Below are 17910 nucleotides of genomic sequence, written 5' to 3'. Positions count from 1 at the left end.
TGCCCGTAGCCCCTCCTGCCCAGCCCTGCCTAGCATCGAGACCATCAGCGCAAGGTCGCAATGGCGATCGTCTGCTGTTCCTCAAAGAACAACAAAACCCGGGAGAAGCACAGTGCAATCAAGCCCAAAGACCGTGCGCGTGGCCACCGACGTAGGTGGCACCTTTACCGATCTGGTGTACTTCGACAGTGATCCGCACACCGGTCAGCAGACTTTACGCACCGCCAAGGTGGATACCACCCCGCCGAACTTTGCCCACGGCATCCTCAATGTCATCAACAAAGCCGGGGTCAACCTGCCGGATGTGGACTTTCTCGCGCATGGCACCACCGTGGTCATCAACGCGCTGACTGAACGCCGCGGGGTCAAGACTGCGCTGATCACCACCGCAGGTTTTCGCGATGTACTGGAAATCGCCCGCGCCAACCGTCCGGACTATTTCAACCTGAAATGGGCAAAATCCGCCCCCTTCGTACCGCGCTACCTGCGACGGGAGATCGTCGGGCGGCTGCATACCGATGGCAGCGAACGTGAACCGTTACAGCTGGCGGTACTGCCTGAAATGCTGGAAGCGCTGCGTGCAGACGGCGTGCAGGCCATCGCCATTTGCCTGTTGCATGCCTACGCCAATCCCACTCACGAACGTGCGGTTCTGGCCGAAGTAAAGCGCTTATGGCCACAGGTATCGGTCGTGGCCTCGCACCAGATTACCCGTGAATGGCGCGAGTACGAACGCACCAGCACCACCGTACTGTCTGCTTACGTACAGCCAATTGCCGCGCGTTACCTGGATGAGCTTGAAGCCGGACTACACGACGCTGGCTACCACGCGCCGCTGTATATCATGCAATCCAACGGCGGAGTCGACAGCGTTGCCCACGCACGCACCATTCCAATCACGATGGTCGAGTCCGGTCCGGCCAGCGGTTTTTGGGCAGCCGCAGAACTCGCTCGCTTGATCGACGAACCCAACCTGCTGGGCCTGGACATCGGCGGCACCACTGCAAAGTGCGCACTGATCCTTAACGGCCAGGTCACGATCAAGACCGACTACTGGATCGAGCGCGACCGCATCCATGCCGGTTACCCGATCATGGTGCCCGTGGTCGACCTGGTGGAAATAGGCAACGGCGGCGGCTCGATCGCTTGGGTCGATGACTTCGACAAGCTGCATGTCGGCCCCCAATCTGCCGGCGCCCAACCGGGGCCGGCTGCGTATGGCATCGGTGGCGTCGACATCACCACCACCGATGCCAATCTGGCCCTGGGCCGCATCAATCCGACCTACTTCTGCGGCGGCGAGGTGGTCGCTGACCTGGACGCAGTTGCGCTGGGCCTGAGCACGCTGGGCGAGCGCCTGCAACTGCCCGCCGAGGAAGTTGCGCGCGGTGTGGTGCGCCTGGCCAATAACAACATGGTCAACGCGTTGAAGCTGGTGTCGCTGAGTCGTGGCCACGACCCTCGCGAGCTGACCTTGATGGCTTTTGGCGGAGGTGGCGCCCTGCATGCGGTCGCGCTGGCCCAGGAACTGGGGGTCAAAAAAGTCATCGTGCCGCGCAGCGCTTCGGTCTTTTCCGCGTGGGGCATGACGCTCTGCGACCTGCGTCGCGACCTGTTCGTCAACCGCTTCGTCGAAACCTGCGAGCCGCAGGCATTGAGTCAGGCCCAGCAGTTCCTTGACGAGCTGATGACCTCGGCCCGAGCACAGTTCGTCGCCGAAGCATTCACCCCGCAACAGGTATTGCTGCACGTGCACTGCAAGCTGCGCTACCAGAACCAGGAGCACTCGGTGGAGGTCGCACTGGACCTGGACGAGCAACTCGACCGTGACTGGCCGCAGATTGCGCAGCGCTTCCACAGCCTCTACGAGCAGCATTACACCTACCGCCTGGACGCACCGCTGGAGATCGTCGGTTTTCATCTGGTGGCGATCGCGCAGATCGACAAATGGTGCCCGCAGGCGCTGCCGGTCAGCGGACGCTCGCTGCAAGCCACGCGCAAAGGCCAGCGCGTGGTGGACTTCGCCACCGACGGCATCCACCACGCCGCTATCTACGACTGCGCGCTGCTTGAGCCACACATGTGCTTTGACGGCCCCGCTGTCATTGAAGATGCAGGCACCACCGTCCTGGTGCATCCGGGCAACCACGTTCATGTAGATCCACTGGGCAACCTGCACATCACGATCAACGGCTGACCGGAGCTTTCTTATGCATACACTCGATATCTTTACCCGCGACATCATCCAGAACTCACTGCAAGCCATTGCTGACGAGATGTTCGCCGCCATGCGCAAGGCGGCCATGAGCCCGGTCATCTACGAGGTGCTCGACATGGGCACGGGCATTACCGATGCCGACGGTGAAATCGCCAGTTCCGGGGCTGGCATACCGGCCTTTGTCGGCGTGCTGGACAAGGCGGTCAAACAGATCCTGCTGCAACATGCCGAGCCGGACGATATCCAGGACGGTGATGTGTTCATCTGCAACGACCCCCACAGCGGCGCGGTGACCCACCTCAACGATGTGGTGCTGGCGATGCCTGTTTTCGTCCAGGGCCGACGCGTCGCCTGGACCGCCAACATCGCCCATTGGAACGATGTCGGCGGCATGGTACCGGGCTCGTTATCGACCCAGGCCACCGATATCTTTCAGGAAGGTCTGCGTCTGTGCTCGGTCAAACTAATCAGTTGCGGCCAGCCGGTCCGCCCGGTGCTGCAAATCCTGCGTGCCAACACGCGCATGCCTGATTTTATGGAGGGCGACCTGTGGGCTGGCGTAGCCGCCGTTCGTGGCGGCGCAGTGCGCCTGCACGAGCTGACCGCCAAGTACGGCACCGACCTGTTCCTGCAGGCGATGCAGGACTTCATGGACCTGGGTGAAAAAGTCTCGCGCATGGCCTTGGCCGAGCTGCCCGATGTGCGCTTGACGCTGGAGGAGCCGCAGGACGATGGCAGCCTGTTCAGGGTTGCCATACAGATCCATGACCGCAACCTGACCATCGATTTGCGCGATAACCCCGATCAGTGCGCCGGACCGACCAACCTGAGCCGCGACGGCGCCGTCGTCGCCGCGCAGATGGCGTTCAAAGCCCTCACTTCACCCCAAGGGATCACCAACGGCGGCACCTTCCGCCCCCTCCATGTACTGACCCGCCCCGGTTCGCTGTTCGACGCCCGCTCACCCGCCGCCGAAGGATTTTATTTCGAGAACCTGATCCGCGTGCACGACCTGATCCTGCGCTGCCTGGCCCAGCAGTTCCCCGAGCGCCTGCCTGCCGGCAACTTCGCCTCGGTCTGCGCCACCATCATCGGCGGCCGGCACCCGGACACCGGGCGGGCGTTCACCCTGGTGGAGCCAGAGATCGGCGGTTGGGGTGCCCAATCCGGGCGCGACGGCAACAACGCGGTGTACTCCGGGCTGCATGGTGAGACCTACAACTGCCCGGTAGAAGTCTGTGAGGCTCGCTACGGGCTGTATGTCGAGCGCCTGGCCTTGAACGATGCGCCGGGCGGCGATGGCCAGTATCGCGGGGGGCGCGGTATCTGCATCGATTACCGCGTGCGCAGCGACGCCAGCTTCCTGACCTGCGGCTATACCCGCTCGGTGGTGCCGCCCTGGGGGCTGCAACAAGGCCTCGATGGAAGCCCCAACTACGTCGAAGTGCTGCGCGAGGGGTGCGAGCCGCAGCGTTATGCCATGGCCAGCAGCATCGAACTCAACGCCCGCGACCTGGTGCGGGTGCGCACGGGTGCCGGCGGCGGCTACGGCCCCCCGGCAGCACGTGACCCGGAGGCGGTGCGCGAGGACCTGAAAAACGGCTACATCGACGCCGCCACCGCCCGCGCCGTGTATGGCGTGGAGGCCTGACACCGACTTTGCCGCCAACCGGCGACCTTCATGCGTTCACCTAAAACAATAAGAGAGAATCGTCATGTCTCAACACCCGATCTATCGCGCCCTGCGCCTCTTTTCGCTCTGGCTGGCCGCAACATTGGGTCTCAACTCAGCGGCCCAGGCCGAACAATTCATCGGCTTTGGCCAACCCGGCTTGCCTGGCCGCTGGGCCCTGGAAACATTTCCTGTGTTCAACCGCAATACCGATGGCACCGTGCGGGCAGGAGGCAATACCGTTCTGGCGTACTTTTCAGAAACGGGCTTTACCGACACAACCCGCGATCAACTGCAATTTTGGGTGGGCGCGGTCCCCGGCTACAGCAACACCAAGGGCGCAAGGAACGACAGCCCCTGGGGGATCGCATCACCCAATCTCGGCTTTGCCTACTACTACAACGTGGTCGAGCCCACCAGCGCCTACGGCGAGGCGGATTACACCACGTTCTGGACCAACCCTGCGTTGATGGTCGAGTTTCCCAACGGCAACGATGACATCGCTGGCCACGGTGCCTTCGCCAACCGTTACGCAGTCAGCTTCAGCATCGCCAACTATCTGCGCATGGGACGATTCGCGGTCACCTTCACCCCCATTGGCGTGCACTACGCCGCCCGCAATCGCAATACCACCGATCTGGGTGACGGCGATCCACGCCAACTGCGCGGCGGTGTGAGCTATTGGTTCGCCGACATCGCCGCTGGCTATCTGGTCAGCGATGATCTGTGGCTGGGCGTGCACCACGTCTACCACCTCAACAATCGGGCAGGCTCAAGCTTTGCCGCGTCGCGGGTCGCAAAAGTAGGTCCCGCCATGACCTACACCGGCTTTTCGCGCCAGAACCTCTACCTCTCCGCCAACTTTAATGTCGACTACCACCACAGCCCCAACCTGCCCCACTCCAATGAACTGACCATGGCACTGGTGAAATTCTTCTAAGCATTCAGTCCACCTCCTCCAAGGACACACCGAATGAAAACTGCGACAGACCCCACATGCCCGCCGCACGATGAGCCGGTCTCGGTGCGTTGGCTCAACCCGATTGGCTACCCCACCTTTGACGCGCCAATCGCCAACTTGCTGCATGGGATCAAACAGCCCTCCACCCGCATTGAGGTTGTGTCCTTTGACATGAAGCCCAGCCCGACGCACCTCGAATACCGGACCTTTGAGGCTCTGACCTACGAGCGAACCATCCGTGTCGCGCGTGACTGCGCACAACAAAACATTGATGCCCTGGTGATCGGCTGTTTCTACGACCCGGCGCTGCAAGACGCGCGGGAAATTTCCGGCAACTGTCTGGTCATCGGACCCTGCCAGGCGAGCTTGCAGGTGGCCGCGCAATTGGCCAACCGCTTCTCGATCATTGTCGGGCGCAACAAATGGATGGAACAGATGCGCGAGCGTGTACGCGGCTACGGTGCCACTGACCGACTGGCCTCCATGCGCGCACTGGGCATGGGCGTCGACGAATTCCAGAAAGACCCCGCCCTCACCCGGCGGCGCATCATTGAACAAGCCTTTCTGGCTGTTGAGGAAGACGGGGCCGAAGCCATCATTTTGGGCTGCACCATCGAGTTCGGTTTCTTCGAACAAGTCCAGCGCGAAGTCGGTGTACCCGTCATCGACCCGGTCATGGCGGCCTTTAAAATGGCCGAGGCATTGGCGGGGATGAAGCGACGCTTTGGATGGTCGCCAAGTCGCGTTGGCAGTTGCGAACCGCCACCTGAATCGCAGATCGATGCGTTCGGTCTGTTTCAGGCCCCCGTACCCATCGGTAACCGCGTAGACGCCTAGCCCTTAAACCGCGAGGCGGCCCAATGCCACCTCCCTCACCGGGATCACATTCTCATGAGCGACACCCTGCCACTGTCCGATCATCCGGCGCATCAAAGCCGTCAGGTTGGTGATGTTTTTCATGATGTCCCCTTGACCCGCGAGCATCTCAAATGTTGCCTGGCGCTGTTCTTTGTCTTCGCCATCGAGGCCTGGGAGATGATGATCATCGTCTATACCGCACCGCTGATCGCCACGGATTTCAATCTGGATGCACTGGCCGTAGGGCATCTGATTGGTGCCATGTTTATCGGCATGCTGCTGGGTTCACTGGTGTGGGGCAAGTTGGCCGAGCGGATCGGCCGCAAGGGCGCAGTCATCTGGAGTCTGACCAGTTACGGCCTGGTGTCGCTGGTCAGCGCATTTGCACCGGACTACACCACTTTGTACGCGCTGCGACTGCTGTCCGGCGTTGCGGCGGTGGGCATGATGGTGGTGACCTTCGCCCATTATCAGGAACTGCTGCCGGTGCGCCAGCGCGGTGCATTGACGGTGTATCTGGCGTCGGGCTGGCCCATCGGTATGCTGCTGGCACTGGGCGCAACGCTGTGGTTGATGCCTTATGGTTGGCGCACCGTGATTGCCGTAAGTTCGCTTGGCGGTCTGTGGGCGCTGGTGGTGGCACGCTGGGTACCGGAGTCACCGTACTGGCTTGCCAGTGTTGGCCGCCAGACTCAGGCACGCGCCGTGATTGCCCGTCTCAGTCGCGGCGCCGTGCAGGTGCCTGCGCACTGTGAACTGCACGTAAAACAGGCCGGTCGCGGCCAGCATCGCGAGATTTTCGAGCCTGCACTGCTCAAGATCAGCGCGCTGCAAATACTGGTTAACTTCACGTTCTCGTGGGGCTACTGGGGGCTGCAAACCTGGCTACCGACCTTATTGCAGCAACGCGGCCTGAACCTGCCTCAAAGCTATGGTTTTATTGCCCTGTCGGCGCTGTGCATGATTCCCGGGTATATCGCGGCATCCTGGCTGACCCATCGGTATGGCCGCAAGCGCATCATCGTAGGCTTCATCAGCGCGTCGGTGATCGCCGGCTATGGCTTTGCCAACTCGCAAACGCTGGAAATGCTCTACCTGAGCAACTTCGCCCTGGCCTTTTTTAGTCTGGGTGCCTGGGGTGTGTGGGGCACGTGGATTGCCGAGCTTTACCCCACACGGCTGCGCACCATTGGTTACAGCTGGGCAATTGTGGCCCAGCGCGTCGCCAACATCCTGGCCCCCTCCCTGATCGGCATGCTGGTGGCCTATGGCGCATCGTTCAACATCACCACCACCTTCATCAATACCTTCATGTTGATGACCGTATTGCTGGCACTGTTCATTCCCGAAACCGAAGGCAAAACCCTGGAATGACATGGGCCCAAACGCTATTTCACACACATTGGATCGGTAGCCACTGACATTCTGGTTGCGGGGGAATGCGCTTGAATAGCGGTTGAAGCAGGGATGCCCACGGCCCCAGCGGCTTCAACAAACCCTTCAAAACATGACACCCCCCTGACCAGAGACGGAACTCACTATGGACAAAGACCCACAGGTGAAGGGGCTGACCCTCACCATGCATCGCGGCCCTTATCAGAACAACGGCGCTACCCCGTGGTACACGACCATACACATCGGCACACCCAAGCAACCGTTGAAACTGGCGCTGGACTCTGGCACCAACATCACATGGGTAACCTCCACCCTCTGCGCACCGGATCGCTGCCAGCACTCCAGCGGCGGGCGCTTTGACTATCAGGCCTCCAGCAGTTTCAGCTTTACCGACTGCTTGCAAAGACCCTATAGCTTCGGACCGTGGGGGACCCTGCAGGTCGAGTCGGGGGATGACGTGCTGACACTCAACCAGACGACGCTGGCCAGCCAGCTTCTGCTGGCAAGTGACTATGCCGGTGCACAGTTCCACCAATTGGACTGGGACGGAGGCATTGGCTTACCTAGTAGCAGCGCCTATGTCGACAGTCGCAGCTCCTTCGTGTTCCAAGCGCTGATGAACGCCGGGAAAATTGACCCCAAACAACCTTTCATCGCTTTCGATTGGGATCGCGTTTCAGGGCAAGGCCAGTGCCAGTTCGCATCTGTCGATACCAGCAAGACCCAAGGCCCGCATCTATTCCTGCCCTGGGCGCTCTACAGCAAGGTGCCTGGCGTGGAGTACATTTGGTCCACACCCTTGACCACCTACTCGGTCGGTGGCGTTGTGTTGGCGCAGGACATCACCTTTGCTCTGGACTCCGGCTCCTCACGGTTCAAAGGCGACGACCGACTTATGCGCCAGACTCTGGAGCGGATCGCTCAAGGTGGGTGCCCGGATGTAGTACTCGGCTTTGCTGATGGTGAGATCACTCTCGGGGCTGACCTTTATCACGTATTAATCGAAGAAGGGCCTGACAAAGGCCAAACACTGCCTCAATTTGAACCACTTGGACTGGCCGATCTTGTGCTGGTCGGTTCGGTGGTCATGGAGCATTGCTATACCGTTTATGAATACCGGGTCAAGCAATGCCGTCCCGGGGAGTTTTCATTGGCTCCCGTTGGCGTATGGCTCTACAACCGCCCGGACGGACCCAAAATCATCACACGATCGTCTTCGCGCCCATTCGATACCGCGCCCAGGCTGCTCGCCTGCGAAAAGCCAACACTTGACTGCGCACCCAAGGCTCAAGTGCCACTTATACCCATGTCCGCGGCTGGCATCTGGAGGAATGACTACGGCTCGATCATGACGCTCACCGCGCAAGGAAGTCGACTCTCTGGCAGCTATGAATCCTCGACTGGCTCCACTGGAAAATACCCGCTCAGCGGTTATCAAGTGCTTGCCGACGCCCAACAGGACCACGGTTGTCCGATAACACTGGCCATCGAATGGCATTCGTTAGACAAAGGTTCGCCTGACCCCAGCTGGAACTGGACCTCAGGATTATGCGGACAACTCTACCGAGTGAAGGGTGAGGATACCTTGGTGCTGTCGCACCTGCTGGTTGCCAGCAGCGGCTTTCCAGGACTTGCCGACGCAGGAACCTACCTCGATAAGCTGACCTACCACAGGGTTACCCACAAACCAGACAAGTGCCTGCCTGTCCAGGCATCGTCACTGCCAGAGATTAAGGACCGTCTAAGCGGCGTCTGGCTGGCCGCTGATGGAAGCCGCCTGGATCTAGGCGTGCATGCGTGCGACCAGCATGATTGGGGCTACGTGACCGGCAGTCTGCTTTTGGATAAGGGCGAGACTGAGGTTTGCGGTTTTACCGACATCAATGCCCAGACCGATGGCCTTGCATTGCAATCGGTCAGTTTGGCAGCGCTCATACGCTCGAACACTGCTGTCTTGTCCTTTTCAGGCTCAATCGACCTCCAGCTCAACGTGTTGAACGTACTGGTCATGCTCAGCGCGCCCACTCCTGCTGCGCACAGCTATATGCAGACTCAAGTGAAACCGCTTACGTTCTTACGCCAAGAAAAATAACCTCCTGCTTGGCCAGTCCCGCAAGCAAAAGCGTTTCCAAGACCAAAAGCCTTTCACTCAGACCTCCTCCCCGGCACGGCGCAAGAGTGTCGTGCGGCTGTCCAGGTCTCAACGCGTCAATCTTTGCTCCACTGCCTGTGGACTCCCGCGCATGGGTGGGATCCACAGACCGTGGAAAATCTGGACTGCTGGCTTCGTTAAAACCAGGACCAACGTCGCACTTGTAGGAAAAGCCCGTCAGGCATTAACGCCGTCAGCGGTCAGCCTGCTCCTGATTTTTTCCAACCCATTGTGAAGGCAAATTGACGTTCCTAGACTCCGCACGCCGTAGGGCAAAAACCCCACTCCATCACGAAAAGTTCAGCCTCTGTGCGAGAAAAGAGACTGCCACCGATCATGTCCAAGGAATCACTACCATGACAACGACCTCCCGAGCCGCGCTTGTGCTGCTACTAACCAGCGCATTGGCAGCCTGCGCCAGCAACCCTAACGTGCTGCAACTCCACAAAGTTACCGCCGAAGCGATCGGGCTTGCTTCGACCGATGAATTGACCATGGGGCCTGTAACCAAAGGCAAGGAGGATTTCCTCGGCGGTGCCGAACTGACTTTCAAGGCCACCACGGCCAAGGGACGCGTGTTCAACTGCTCAACCTTCATGACACCGGGCATTCTTCTGGATCCGCCAAAGTACTCAAGGCTGACGTGCACGAAGTAAGCCCGACACCGCTGGCGCAACAGGGTCAGCGGCAACAACGCAGGCCACTGCACATCCAACCCCCGCGTTCAACTACCCCTTGAGTTTGCCCACGAGTCGTTGGCTCCAGGAACACTGGCGCTCTTTTCTGTCGCACGGCCCTGACTCGGCTGCGAGGGTGTCGCGCTACGCCGATACCGATGTGAATCCGTGGTACGCAGTTACGTTGCGGAACCGGGAGCGGCAACTGTTCTCCAGCGCTTGAGCTGCATCGCTCAGCGTCTGAACCTTGTCCATTAACGCCCCCGCCTGTTTTTTAACGCTGCGTGACCTCCCCCACCCCCGCCTTCAGCCGGTCCTGCAACAGGGTGCGCGGTAATACGAAACCCTCGAAACTGCGCTGGGTGATCGGGTTGTTGGCTTTCTCGGCGCTGATCCGGTAGCGCATCATGCCATCGCCAGCGACAAAACTCAGATCAACGCTGATCGCAGTGCGGCTATTGAGTTGGCCCCGGTTGAGCAAACGAAACAGCGACCACGGACCGCGGTAGCCGAGGCTGACGCTGTTGCCGGCGCCGTTAACCAAGGTCAACCGACTCCCACTCGCATCCCCCAGCACGTTCGGCCAGATCAAACCGATGCTCTGGCTGGGACCGTGACTGTAAGGGATCAACTGGCCATCGCTGCTGAGCAGGCTGCTGCGCTGATTGCCGCTCAGGGCCAGCGGCTCCAGCGTCATCTGCACACTGAGGGCTCCACGCTGGTTGAAGAAGGTGTCGCGAATACGCTGGGCCGTTTCCAGTTGAGTGAGTACATCCGTGCGTACCAGATATTCGCCACGCTGGCTGGAGTACAAAGCGTCCAGGTTATCCTTGATAAATACGTTCAAGTACTGATCCTGGAACGTCTGCAAGCGACCTTGCGGCCCGAAGAAGGCTTCAAAGTCGTCCAAGGATGCATCCACCGTACTGCCCGTAAACGGATAGCGCCCGGCCAACCGTTGCTGGTAGAAGCTATAGATCTGCGTATCCCAGCGCTTTTCCAGTTCGCGCAAGGCTTCATACACCAGTACCTGTGAGGTTTGATCCGCCAGGTGCCTGACTTGCTGACTCAGCGGTTCGGGCAGGCCCGTGGCGACCCGCTGCAAGGTGGCAATCGGATCAGAACCGTTCAGCGAAAACCGCTTGAGTACAGCGTTGAGCGCAGCCTTGCCTCGATCCGGCTGGTCTTGCACGGCTTTGGCGTAGTCGTAGACCGCCAGGATCGCTTGTTGGGTCTCATCATAGTAAGACGCACGTTCGCCTTTATCCGTAAGCAGATCGGACAGCCCGGAAAAGGCACGTCGAATCCCCGCCGCCTGGCGTTGTCCCGCCTCATCAGACAGCCCCTGTGTGGTCTCAACCGCAGGTAGCGAGGCAACTGCCGCCGCGAGTGGCGGGTAGATCACCGTATTGTCGCGCACGCTTTCCAACAAACGGCGTAAAGGTGCGGCAGGTCCGGTGACTTGCTCCAGCACGGCCACACCATGGGCCAAGTCACGGAAGTCAGTGACGGCCATCGTGTTCAGCGCGCGCCGCCAACTGTCCACGTAATCGGCGCTATACAGTGTGCGCACACGTTCGGTTAGCACTTTACGATCTTCCTCGGAGTAGTCGAGCTTTTGGCGCTCGCCCAGCACCCAGGCGTCAATCATCGCCAGTTCAATTACCTGAGAGGTATTGGCCTCGAAATAATCGCGAAAACCCTTGGCGGTTAGCAACGACGCGAGCGTCAGTTCTGAGTCATGGGCAGACTCACCGCCATTTGCCAGCGGCTGGTAGACGATGTCGAACGCTGGCCCAACCTCGTTACGCAAGTCCAACGAGGCGTGCAAGCGTTCTTGAGCGTCCTCCTTCATGCGTGCATACACACGCTGCGCCAGAGGCACTTTGCGCAACGCCTGTTGCACTTCGGCTACTCGACCTTGGTACTGGGGCAAGTCAGCATCGGCGTACTGCAACGCATAATCCAGATGTCGCATCAGATCAGCCTGCACTTGGCCTTGTCCGGGATAGGCACGCTGCCACTGGCTCGCCATCCACTCTTTGACCATCTCTGGACGGCGGTTCTTTCGCTCTTCGATCATCCGGTACACGCGCAGCGCCGCCAGCTGATCACTACTGCCTGGCGGTGCGGTATCGATGACATTCATGGCGCCACCGGCAATGGCCGGTAGAAAGCGCCTGGACAGCAGATTGAGGTAGGCCGCATCCACCATCGGCCCAATCGCCCGGCCTTGATACAGCCCCATCTCGGCCAGCAGAGGCCAAGCGTGACGGTAGTCGCCGTAGACCGCCACCGCATCCCGTATCTGATCCAGCGATGGCAACAGATTACGACCGGTGACATCCACCCGGCTGTCGATATCCCGCGCACTGAACTCCCGACTTTTGAGCAAGACGGTATCAGCCTTATCGCGATTGATACCGAAGTAGAACTGCCATCCGCCAACCACCAGAACCCCGCCCAAAGCCGCCACGAGGGAACCGGCCAATAGCAAACGGCGTTTGCTCTGTGTCACCTTGACGTTATCGCCTGCCAGTCCCGCCTCGGAATAAATGATGCGCTGGAACAGATGCTGGGCGAAATAGATCAGCGTGCCCCCGGCTGGTTTCGCCTCCGGTGGTGGCGCCTTCAGACCATGTGGCAACGCGGCTTCACGGACAAAGGCGTTGCTCAGTTCCCCCTGCTGGTAGACCGAAGATAAATACACTCCACGCACCAGGGCCGGGGTTGTGAAGCGATCACTGCCCAGCATTTCGGTGAGAAAACTGAACAACGCCGGGCGCAATCCCGACAACTGCCCCACCAGGGCCAGCAAACGATCCCGCTCCTCCTGCGCACGCGATTCACTCAGGCTGTCGAGTACCTGATCATTCAACTGCTCTACAAAACGGTCGAAGCGTGTTCTGAGCTCTGCCAACCATGCATCAAAGTCTTCTACGCCTTGCAGGCTGAAGGTAAAGCCCAACAAGTCTTCACGCATTGAACGTGGCAAACGGGCGAAGAACTCTTCGAAGCCTTCCAGCAGATCGAGCTTGCTCAGCACCACGTACAGCGGCAAGCGCGTGCCCAGTTGCCGGGTCAGTTCATAGACCCGTGTGCGCAGCACCGTGGCCAGCGCCTTGCGTTGTTCCGCACGTTGTGTGAGCAAGGCCTGGAGGTCGACCACCAGCACCACCCCGTTCAATGCCCGTCGGCTGCGGTTGCGGCTCAGCCAGTCGAGTAGATGCAGCCACAGCCGTGGATGCGTGCCTGCCGGCAGCACCGGCTTCTTTTTATCAACGCACGGCTTCACCGATCCGCTCGTATCAACCGGGTCTGTACTCGGCAGCCCCTCTGGCTGAGTGACGAACTCCCCCGGTGGGTCAATCAACACCGCTTCATGACCAATCCACCAATCCACGGTGTACGCCAAGGTCTCGTCGTGATAGGCGCGAGCCCCGGCCTTGGCCACATGAGAGAGTGAGAAGCTTTGATTGGAACGGGTAATGAGGCTGGTCTTGCCAGCATTCTCCTCCCCCAGCACCACGTACCACGGCAATTGGTACAGGGAGCGACGATGCTCCATGTTGTCCAGCAAGCTGGCCAGGCTGTGGTCCAACGCCCGCTCCTGCGCCTCAACATACGGCAGGCAGGGATCGGCCTCTACCGCGGCCTCGTGTTGACGCTCGGCTTGCCACTGCTGATAACGGCGCCGACTCCACCATGCCCAAATCACCATAGGCACCAGCAGTACCCACACACTGGCGACCACTCGCATGTGCCACTCGGCCAGCGGCTGATGTTCGCGCCACACCCACTGCGGCCCCAACCACCAGATCCCGGCCAAGGCAAACACCACCGCCAAAACGATCAACACAGGTGCTGCGCTGTTGAATTGGCGCAGCATCGGCATCCCCCAACGCTTGATGTAACTCCAGAATTTCAGCATGTACAACTCCGACGCCCTTGCTCAGGCTATGCCCGCTAACGGCTAATCAAATGGGTGGTGTTAAAGATTGATAAGTCCAGGATCTGGCATGACCTCAGCCTTCCCTGCGCTGGTCGAGCGCCCAGTACCACACCGTGATGCCGCGGGCGGTGCCTGCATCCGGGAAAATCTCCCCCTCCTCGAAACGGCGCAGAGAATCACTACTCGCGTCGCTCCACCACCAACCACTTTGCGGGCAGATGTCTGCGTTGCGCCGGATCGATTCAAGCGGCGGTGGCGGGTAGTGCCGGGCAAAATCAGCCCAATCTTTGGGGTAGAACGGCATGTCGCGGTAGCTGCTGTCGTCGATGCGCAATAACCAGGTCACCGCCGCTGCTTCCCAGGACCAGTAGCCGAAATGACTAAAGCCGCCCCGTTCATGCCTATCGATATAAGGCTCGCGGCGACTGGCGTGGTACCACTCGTCCAGATAGGTTTTGAGCATCTCAGGGCGGTTGGCCGGAACGCTGCTGAACACCTTGAGCAATTTTCGATACGGCAAGTGCCGGGTACAGCTGTCCGGCGGCGTGCCGCGATCCGGTACAAACGGGCGCACCAGGCGCTCCAGCAAACCGTCACGCACGCCCATCAATTCATTGGCGTAATCCAGAAATGCCATCACCCTGGGCATGCAGTGCGCATAACCACTGAGCAGGCCAAAACAGGTCAGGCGCAGGGCAACGATCCAGTACTCCTCGGTACGCAAGGCCGCGTGTGGGGCCATGTAGTTACCCGCTTCGGGCGATTGATCGAACAGGGCATCGAAGTGACCATATTCTTCTGCCCATTCAAGCGAGTAAGGCCAGACCTCAGCTAATTGCTCCACCGGAGCACCGGCGGAATATTGCAGGTTGAGCCAGTCGAGAGTGTCCCAGAGGCGACGTCGCGTAGAAGTCATCAAACCACCAGGCTTGGCGCGCTCACGATGCTTGGGCAAATCCGTCGTAATCATGATCATTCGCTTCACGTTATCGTCGAAATTAATCACGTAATTCTCATAACGCACGTAGTGCTCACGACGCACTTCGAAATCAACTTCAGTGATCTTCCAACTGAACCAGCGGGGCCAATCTGGCATAGGGAGATTTTTCATGACATCACTCATTTGATTAGCATCTGGGTAGGCAAAACGAACTCGGTAGCAATCTGGTGTGACACTGCGGCTTTACAGCATTTAGGCGTGACCGGGCCTTTAGCCCGATCATGCAAGTTGTGGTTAGGGCCAACCACGGTGATCAAACTGCGGTCGTAGGGGCACTTCACCAGTTGCCGGGTAGCCTTACCGTCTTCGAAGTGAGTTTCCGCACCGAGTTTGAAATCCACTCCCTCCCACGCCTTGATCTCGCGAGTTAACTGCAGATAGTGGCTTTCAGTTATCCCAGCCCCCTCGATCTTCGCCGCCACCCACTTATGGCTCAGTTGCCGCCCATCCCCCACCGTGGGCTTGTTGACCGCACGCTCCACGCGCTTTTCGTCTTCCATCCCCAAATAGGCATCTATGCCGTATTCCAGCCCGGCGAATACCGCTCTGGCGGTTTCCAATTTATGGAACGCGCCGCCCGTGCCCTTGGTGTCGCTGATCCGGTAACCCAGCGGCAACGCCCCGCTGTGCCACACATGGTCGATGCCACGGTGCCCCGGCTGGCTCATTTCGTAGAGCTTGCCGTTATGGTTGATTTTGCTTCGGCGGCGTTGGCGTTTGACGAAGTAGTAATCAGTGATGTGTTCGCCCGACACGCTGATCTGATGCGGGCGCTGGGTGGAACGTTCGCTCTGGCGTTGCTGGGCCGTGACCCGCCCCTGAGCAGGGAGTCGGGTTCCGGCGGTGGGCGTGGCCACATTGCCGCTGGCCTGGCTGTTGGGGGCAGGCAACTTGGGCGCCCCCGGCGCGGCGGGTGTACGGGCGGTGGTGCTGGGCAAAGGATCGGCCAGGGACTTTTGATGGGCACGTTTCAGGGTGCCCATCGCCTCGGTGAGTTTGCGCCCGGCTATTGCTTGCAGTTGGCTCAACTGGGTGATGAGTTGCTGCACCCCTTTACGCCCCAGCGCCCAACTGCTCAGGCTGCGGCTGAGCATGTTGATCAGCCCCTGCAGAATCGCGTCGAGGTTCTGAACCATTTCTGCGGTATAACGCGCCCAGTCAAGGGTACGGAACCAGGTTTCGATGTCGCCGCGAACATGACGCGGCAAGCTGTCCAGAATCCGCCCCATGGCCTTGCCGTGACGCAGCATGTTGCAGACGTTTTTCAGCGCATCACCGAACCCTGGCACCAGCGCGATCAGCGACAGCACAAGATCCAGCCAATGTTCGTTACTGTCCGGGGTGCGCGTGAGGTGATAAAGGCCGCGCAAAATGTTGTAGGCATCCACCGCCTGGCCGACGAAGGGAATCAGCCCCAGCACGGTGCTGACCATCATCTGCGCCAAGGAAGCCCCCTTGCCCTCGACCACCTCTTCAACCCAGTTGAGGATCTGTAAAAAGGTGTCTTGTTCCAGTTGAGAAATGCCGGACTGACTCATGTTTGGTCCTCCGGCCCGTCTCTCAAAGGTACTTGCTCGTGCTCACCCGGGGTCGAAGGCGCAGCCTCATCACTGACGGGATCATTGGCATAGACATAACTCTCGACCATGTCGTCGTAATCCACACCGAACGCCCCGGGAACGGTGACTTCATCGTAGAAGTAGTGGTTTTTCCGATATTCGTTCTCTTGTTGGCGGTAGCGCTCTATGGCTCGCTCTGCCTCCTCTGGCGTGCCGGGTACAAAACCTGCCAGGCTGTTTTTGGCCTGCACGGTAAGGGGAAAGGGATCACGGGTGTCGTAACCGAAATAGACAACACCCGTGCCTGACGGATTCTCCAGACGTGCTGAGCCTTGTTCGTCGAGAGAGCCAGCTGTGATCGTGCCGTCGTCAAACTCCACCCGGTATGGAGCCCCAACCTCAGGCTTCAAATCGGCGTAGGTATAGTGCAACTCAAGGGGAAGCCTCTTGATATGCACCGCGCTATCGTGCTCAACCAACTTGATATTCAGGTCCACCTCGGCGCCGCTGATATTGACTGGCCCCGAGGCACTAAAATCGAAGGTGTAGCCGTTGAGAGTGATCGTGCCATCGGCCTTCATGAGCAAACTGGACTTGCCTACCGCAATCTCAAACTCGTCTCCAACCTCAATCGAATAACGGTTACCGACGTATTCAGTTTTGTTGATACCGACCTGTTCACTCTGACTAAGACCCACCGTGGTATTCATGCCTCCCCCGACAGTTCGCTGGTACGCCGCGCCGATGGTCAGTGCCTTGGCCAGCCCGATGGTTTCGGCTTTGGCCAGGGCGATGGTTTCGGTCTTGTTGCCGCCGATGGTCACGCTGCGGTTGGCGCCGATCTGGATGGTTTCGTTTTTGCCGACATCCTCGGTGCGGTGGTCGCCGATGGAGACGGTTTCGTTGTGGTCAACCCGTTCACTGCGGTCATTGCCCACAAACGTGGTTTCGTTGTGGTTGACGTGGATGTTCTGATCTTTCTCGGCATGGACGTAGATCTCTTCCACGCCCTTTTCATCCTCAAATCGCAGCTCATTGAAGCCATCGCCTTTATGGGTCTGGCTTTTAATCGTCATGCGGGTTTTGTGTTTGGGCAGTTCGTAGGGCGGCAGGTTGGCTTCGCGGTAGGCGCGGCCGGTGGCGATTGGTTGGTCGGGGTCACCGTCGAAGTATTGGACGATCAGTTCCTGACCGATGCGCGGTATCGCCATCGCGCCCCAGGTGGTGCCCGCCCAGCCTTGGGCGACGCGGATCCAGCAGGAGCTGTGTTCGTTGTGCTGGCTGGCGCGGTCCCACGGGAAGCTGACTTTGACCCGGCCCCACTTGTCGCAGAAGATTTCTTCGCCGGACGGGCCGACCACAGTGGCGGTTTGCGGGCCGTCGATGCGCGGTTTGGGGCACAGCGGGGCTTTCCAGTCGAAGGCGGCGGGGGCCAAGGTGGCCTTGAGGTGATAGCGGGTGCCAGA

11 protein-coding genes are annotated in these 17910 nt (G+C 59.6%); 7 read left to right on the top strand and 4 right to left on the bottom strand.

Annotation, left to right across the window (positions count from 1 at the left end; translation table 11 throughout):
- Positions 1 to 112: 112 nt before the first annotated feature.
- The 7 genes from AP059_RS04460 to AP059_RS04430 all read left to right on the top strand — a co-directional run bounded on the left by AP059_RS04460 (position 113) and on the right by AP059_RS04430 (position 9912).
- Entirely contained in the window at positions 113 to 2197 is a 2085-nt protein-coding gene (locus AP059_RS04460) for a hydantoinase/oxoprolinase family protein (protein WP_059762065.1), read from the top strand.
- 13 nt (positions 2198 to 2210) lie between these two features.
- On the top strand, positions 2211 to 3869 hold the full coding sequence (locus AP059_RS04455) for a hydantoinase B/oxoprolinase family protein (RefSeq protein WP_059762064.1): 1659 nt from the start codon (positions 2211 to 2213) through the stop codon (positions 3867 to 3869).
- Positions 3870 to 3933: 64 nt separating this feature from the next.
- Positions 3934 to 4830: a hypothetical protein gene (locus tag AP059_RS04450; RefSeq protein WP_059762063.1), complete on the top strand. Its 897-nt coding sequence runs from the start codon at positions 3934 to 3936 to the stop codon at positions 4828 to 4830.
- Between the two features lie 33 nt (positions 4831 to 4863).
- Complete coding sequence (locus tag AP059_RS04445; protein ID WP_059762062.1) at positions 4864 to 5688, top strand: aspartate/glutamate racemase family protein; 825 nt, start codon at positions 4864 to 4866, stop codon at positions 5686 to 5688.
- A 54-nt stretch (positions 5689 to 5742) separates the two neighbouring features.
- On the top strand, positions 5743 to 7083 hold the full coding sequence (locus tag AP059_RS04440; RefSeq protein WP_059762061.1) for an MFS transporter: 1341 nt from the start codon (positions 5743 to 5745) through the stop codon (positions 7081 to 7083).
- 166 nt (positions 7084 to 7249) lie between these two features.
- Complete coding sequence (locus AP059_RS04435; protein ID WP_059762060.1) at positions 7250 to 9196, top strand: avidin/streptavidin family protein; 1947 nt, start codon at positions 7250 to 7252, stop codon at positions 9194 to 9196.
- A 416-nt stretch (positions 9197 to 9612) separates the two neighbouring features.
- Entirely contained in the window at positions 9613 to 9912 is a 300-nt protein-coding gene (locus AP059_RS04430) for a hypothetical protein (RefSeq protein ID WP_059762059.1), read from the top strand.
- A gap of 295 nt (positions 9913 to 10207) precedes the next feature.
- Here the strand turns inward: AP059_RS04430 and tssM are convergent, their stop codons facing one another.
- The 4 genes from tssM to AP059_RS04410 form a co-directional block, all read right to left on the bottom strand.
- On the bottom strand, positions 10208 to 13864 hold the full coding sequence (gene tssM / locus AP059_RS04425) for a type VI secretion system membrane subunit TssM (protein WP_059762058.1): 3657 nt from the start codon (positions 13862 to 13864) through the stop codon (positions 10208 to 10210).
- Positions 13865 to 13958: 94 nt separating this feature from the next.
- On the bottom strand, positions 13959 to 14996 hold the full coding sequence (locus AP059_RS04420; RefSeq protein ID WP_059762057.1) for a PoNe immunity protein domain-containing protein: 1038 nt from the start codon (positions 14994 to 14996) through the stop codon (positions 13959 to 13961).
- 8 nt (positions 14997 to 15004) lie between these two features.
- Positions 15005 to 16423: a hypothetical protein gene (locus AP059_RS04415; protein WP_059762056.1), complete on the bottom strand. Its 1419-nt coding sequence runs from the start codon at positions 16421 to 16423 to the stop codon at positions 15005 to 15007.
- Positions 16420 to 17910, bottom strand: a 1491-nt coding sequence (locus AP059_RS04410; RefSeq protein WP_120752313.1) for a type VI secretion system Vgr family protein, incomplete at its 5' end; no start/stop codon positions are given. The genes AP059_RS04410 and AP059_RS04415, both read right to left, overlap by 4 nt.

Origin of the sequence: Pseudomonas sp. TAA207, from assembly GCF_001529285.1 — a bacterium.
Lineage (GTDB): Bacteria > Pseudomonadota > Gammaproteobacteria > Pseudomonadales > Pseudomonadaceae > Aquipseudomonas > Aquipseudomonas weihenstephanensis.
This window is presented reverse-complemented; position numbering and strand designations above follow the sequence as displayed.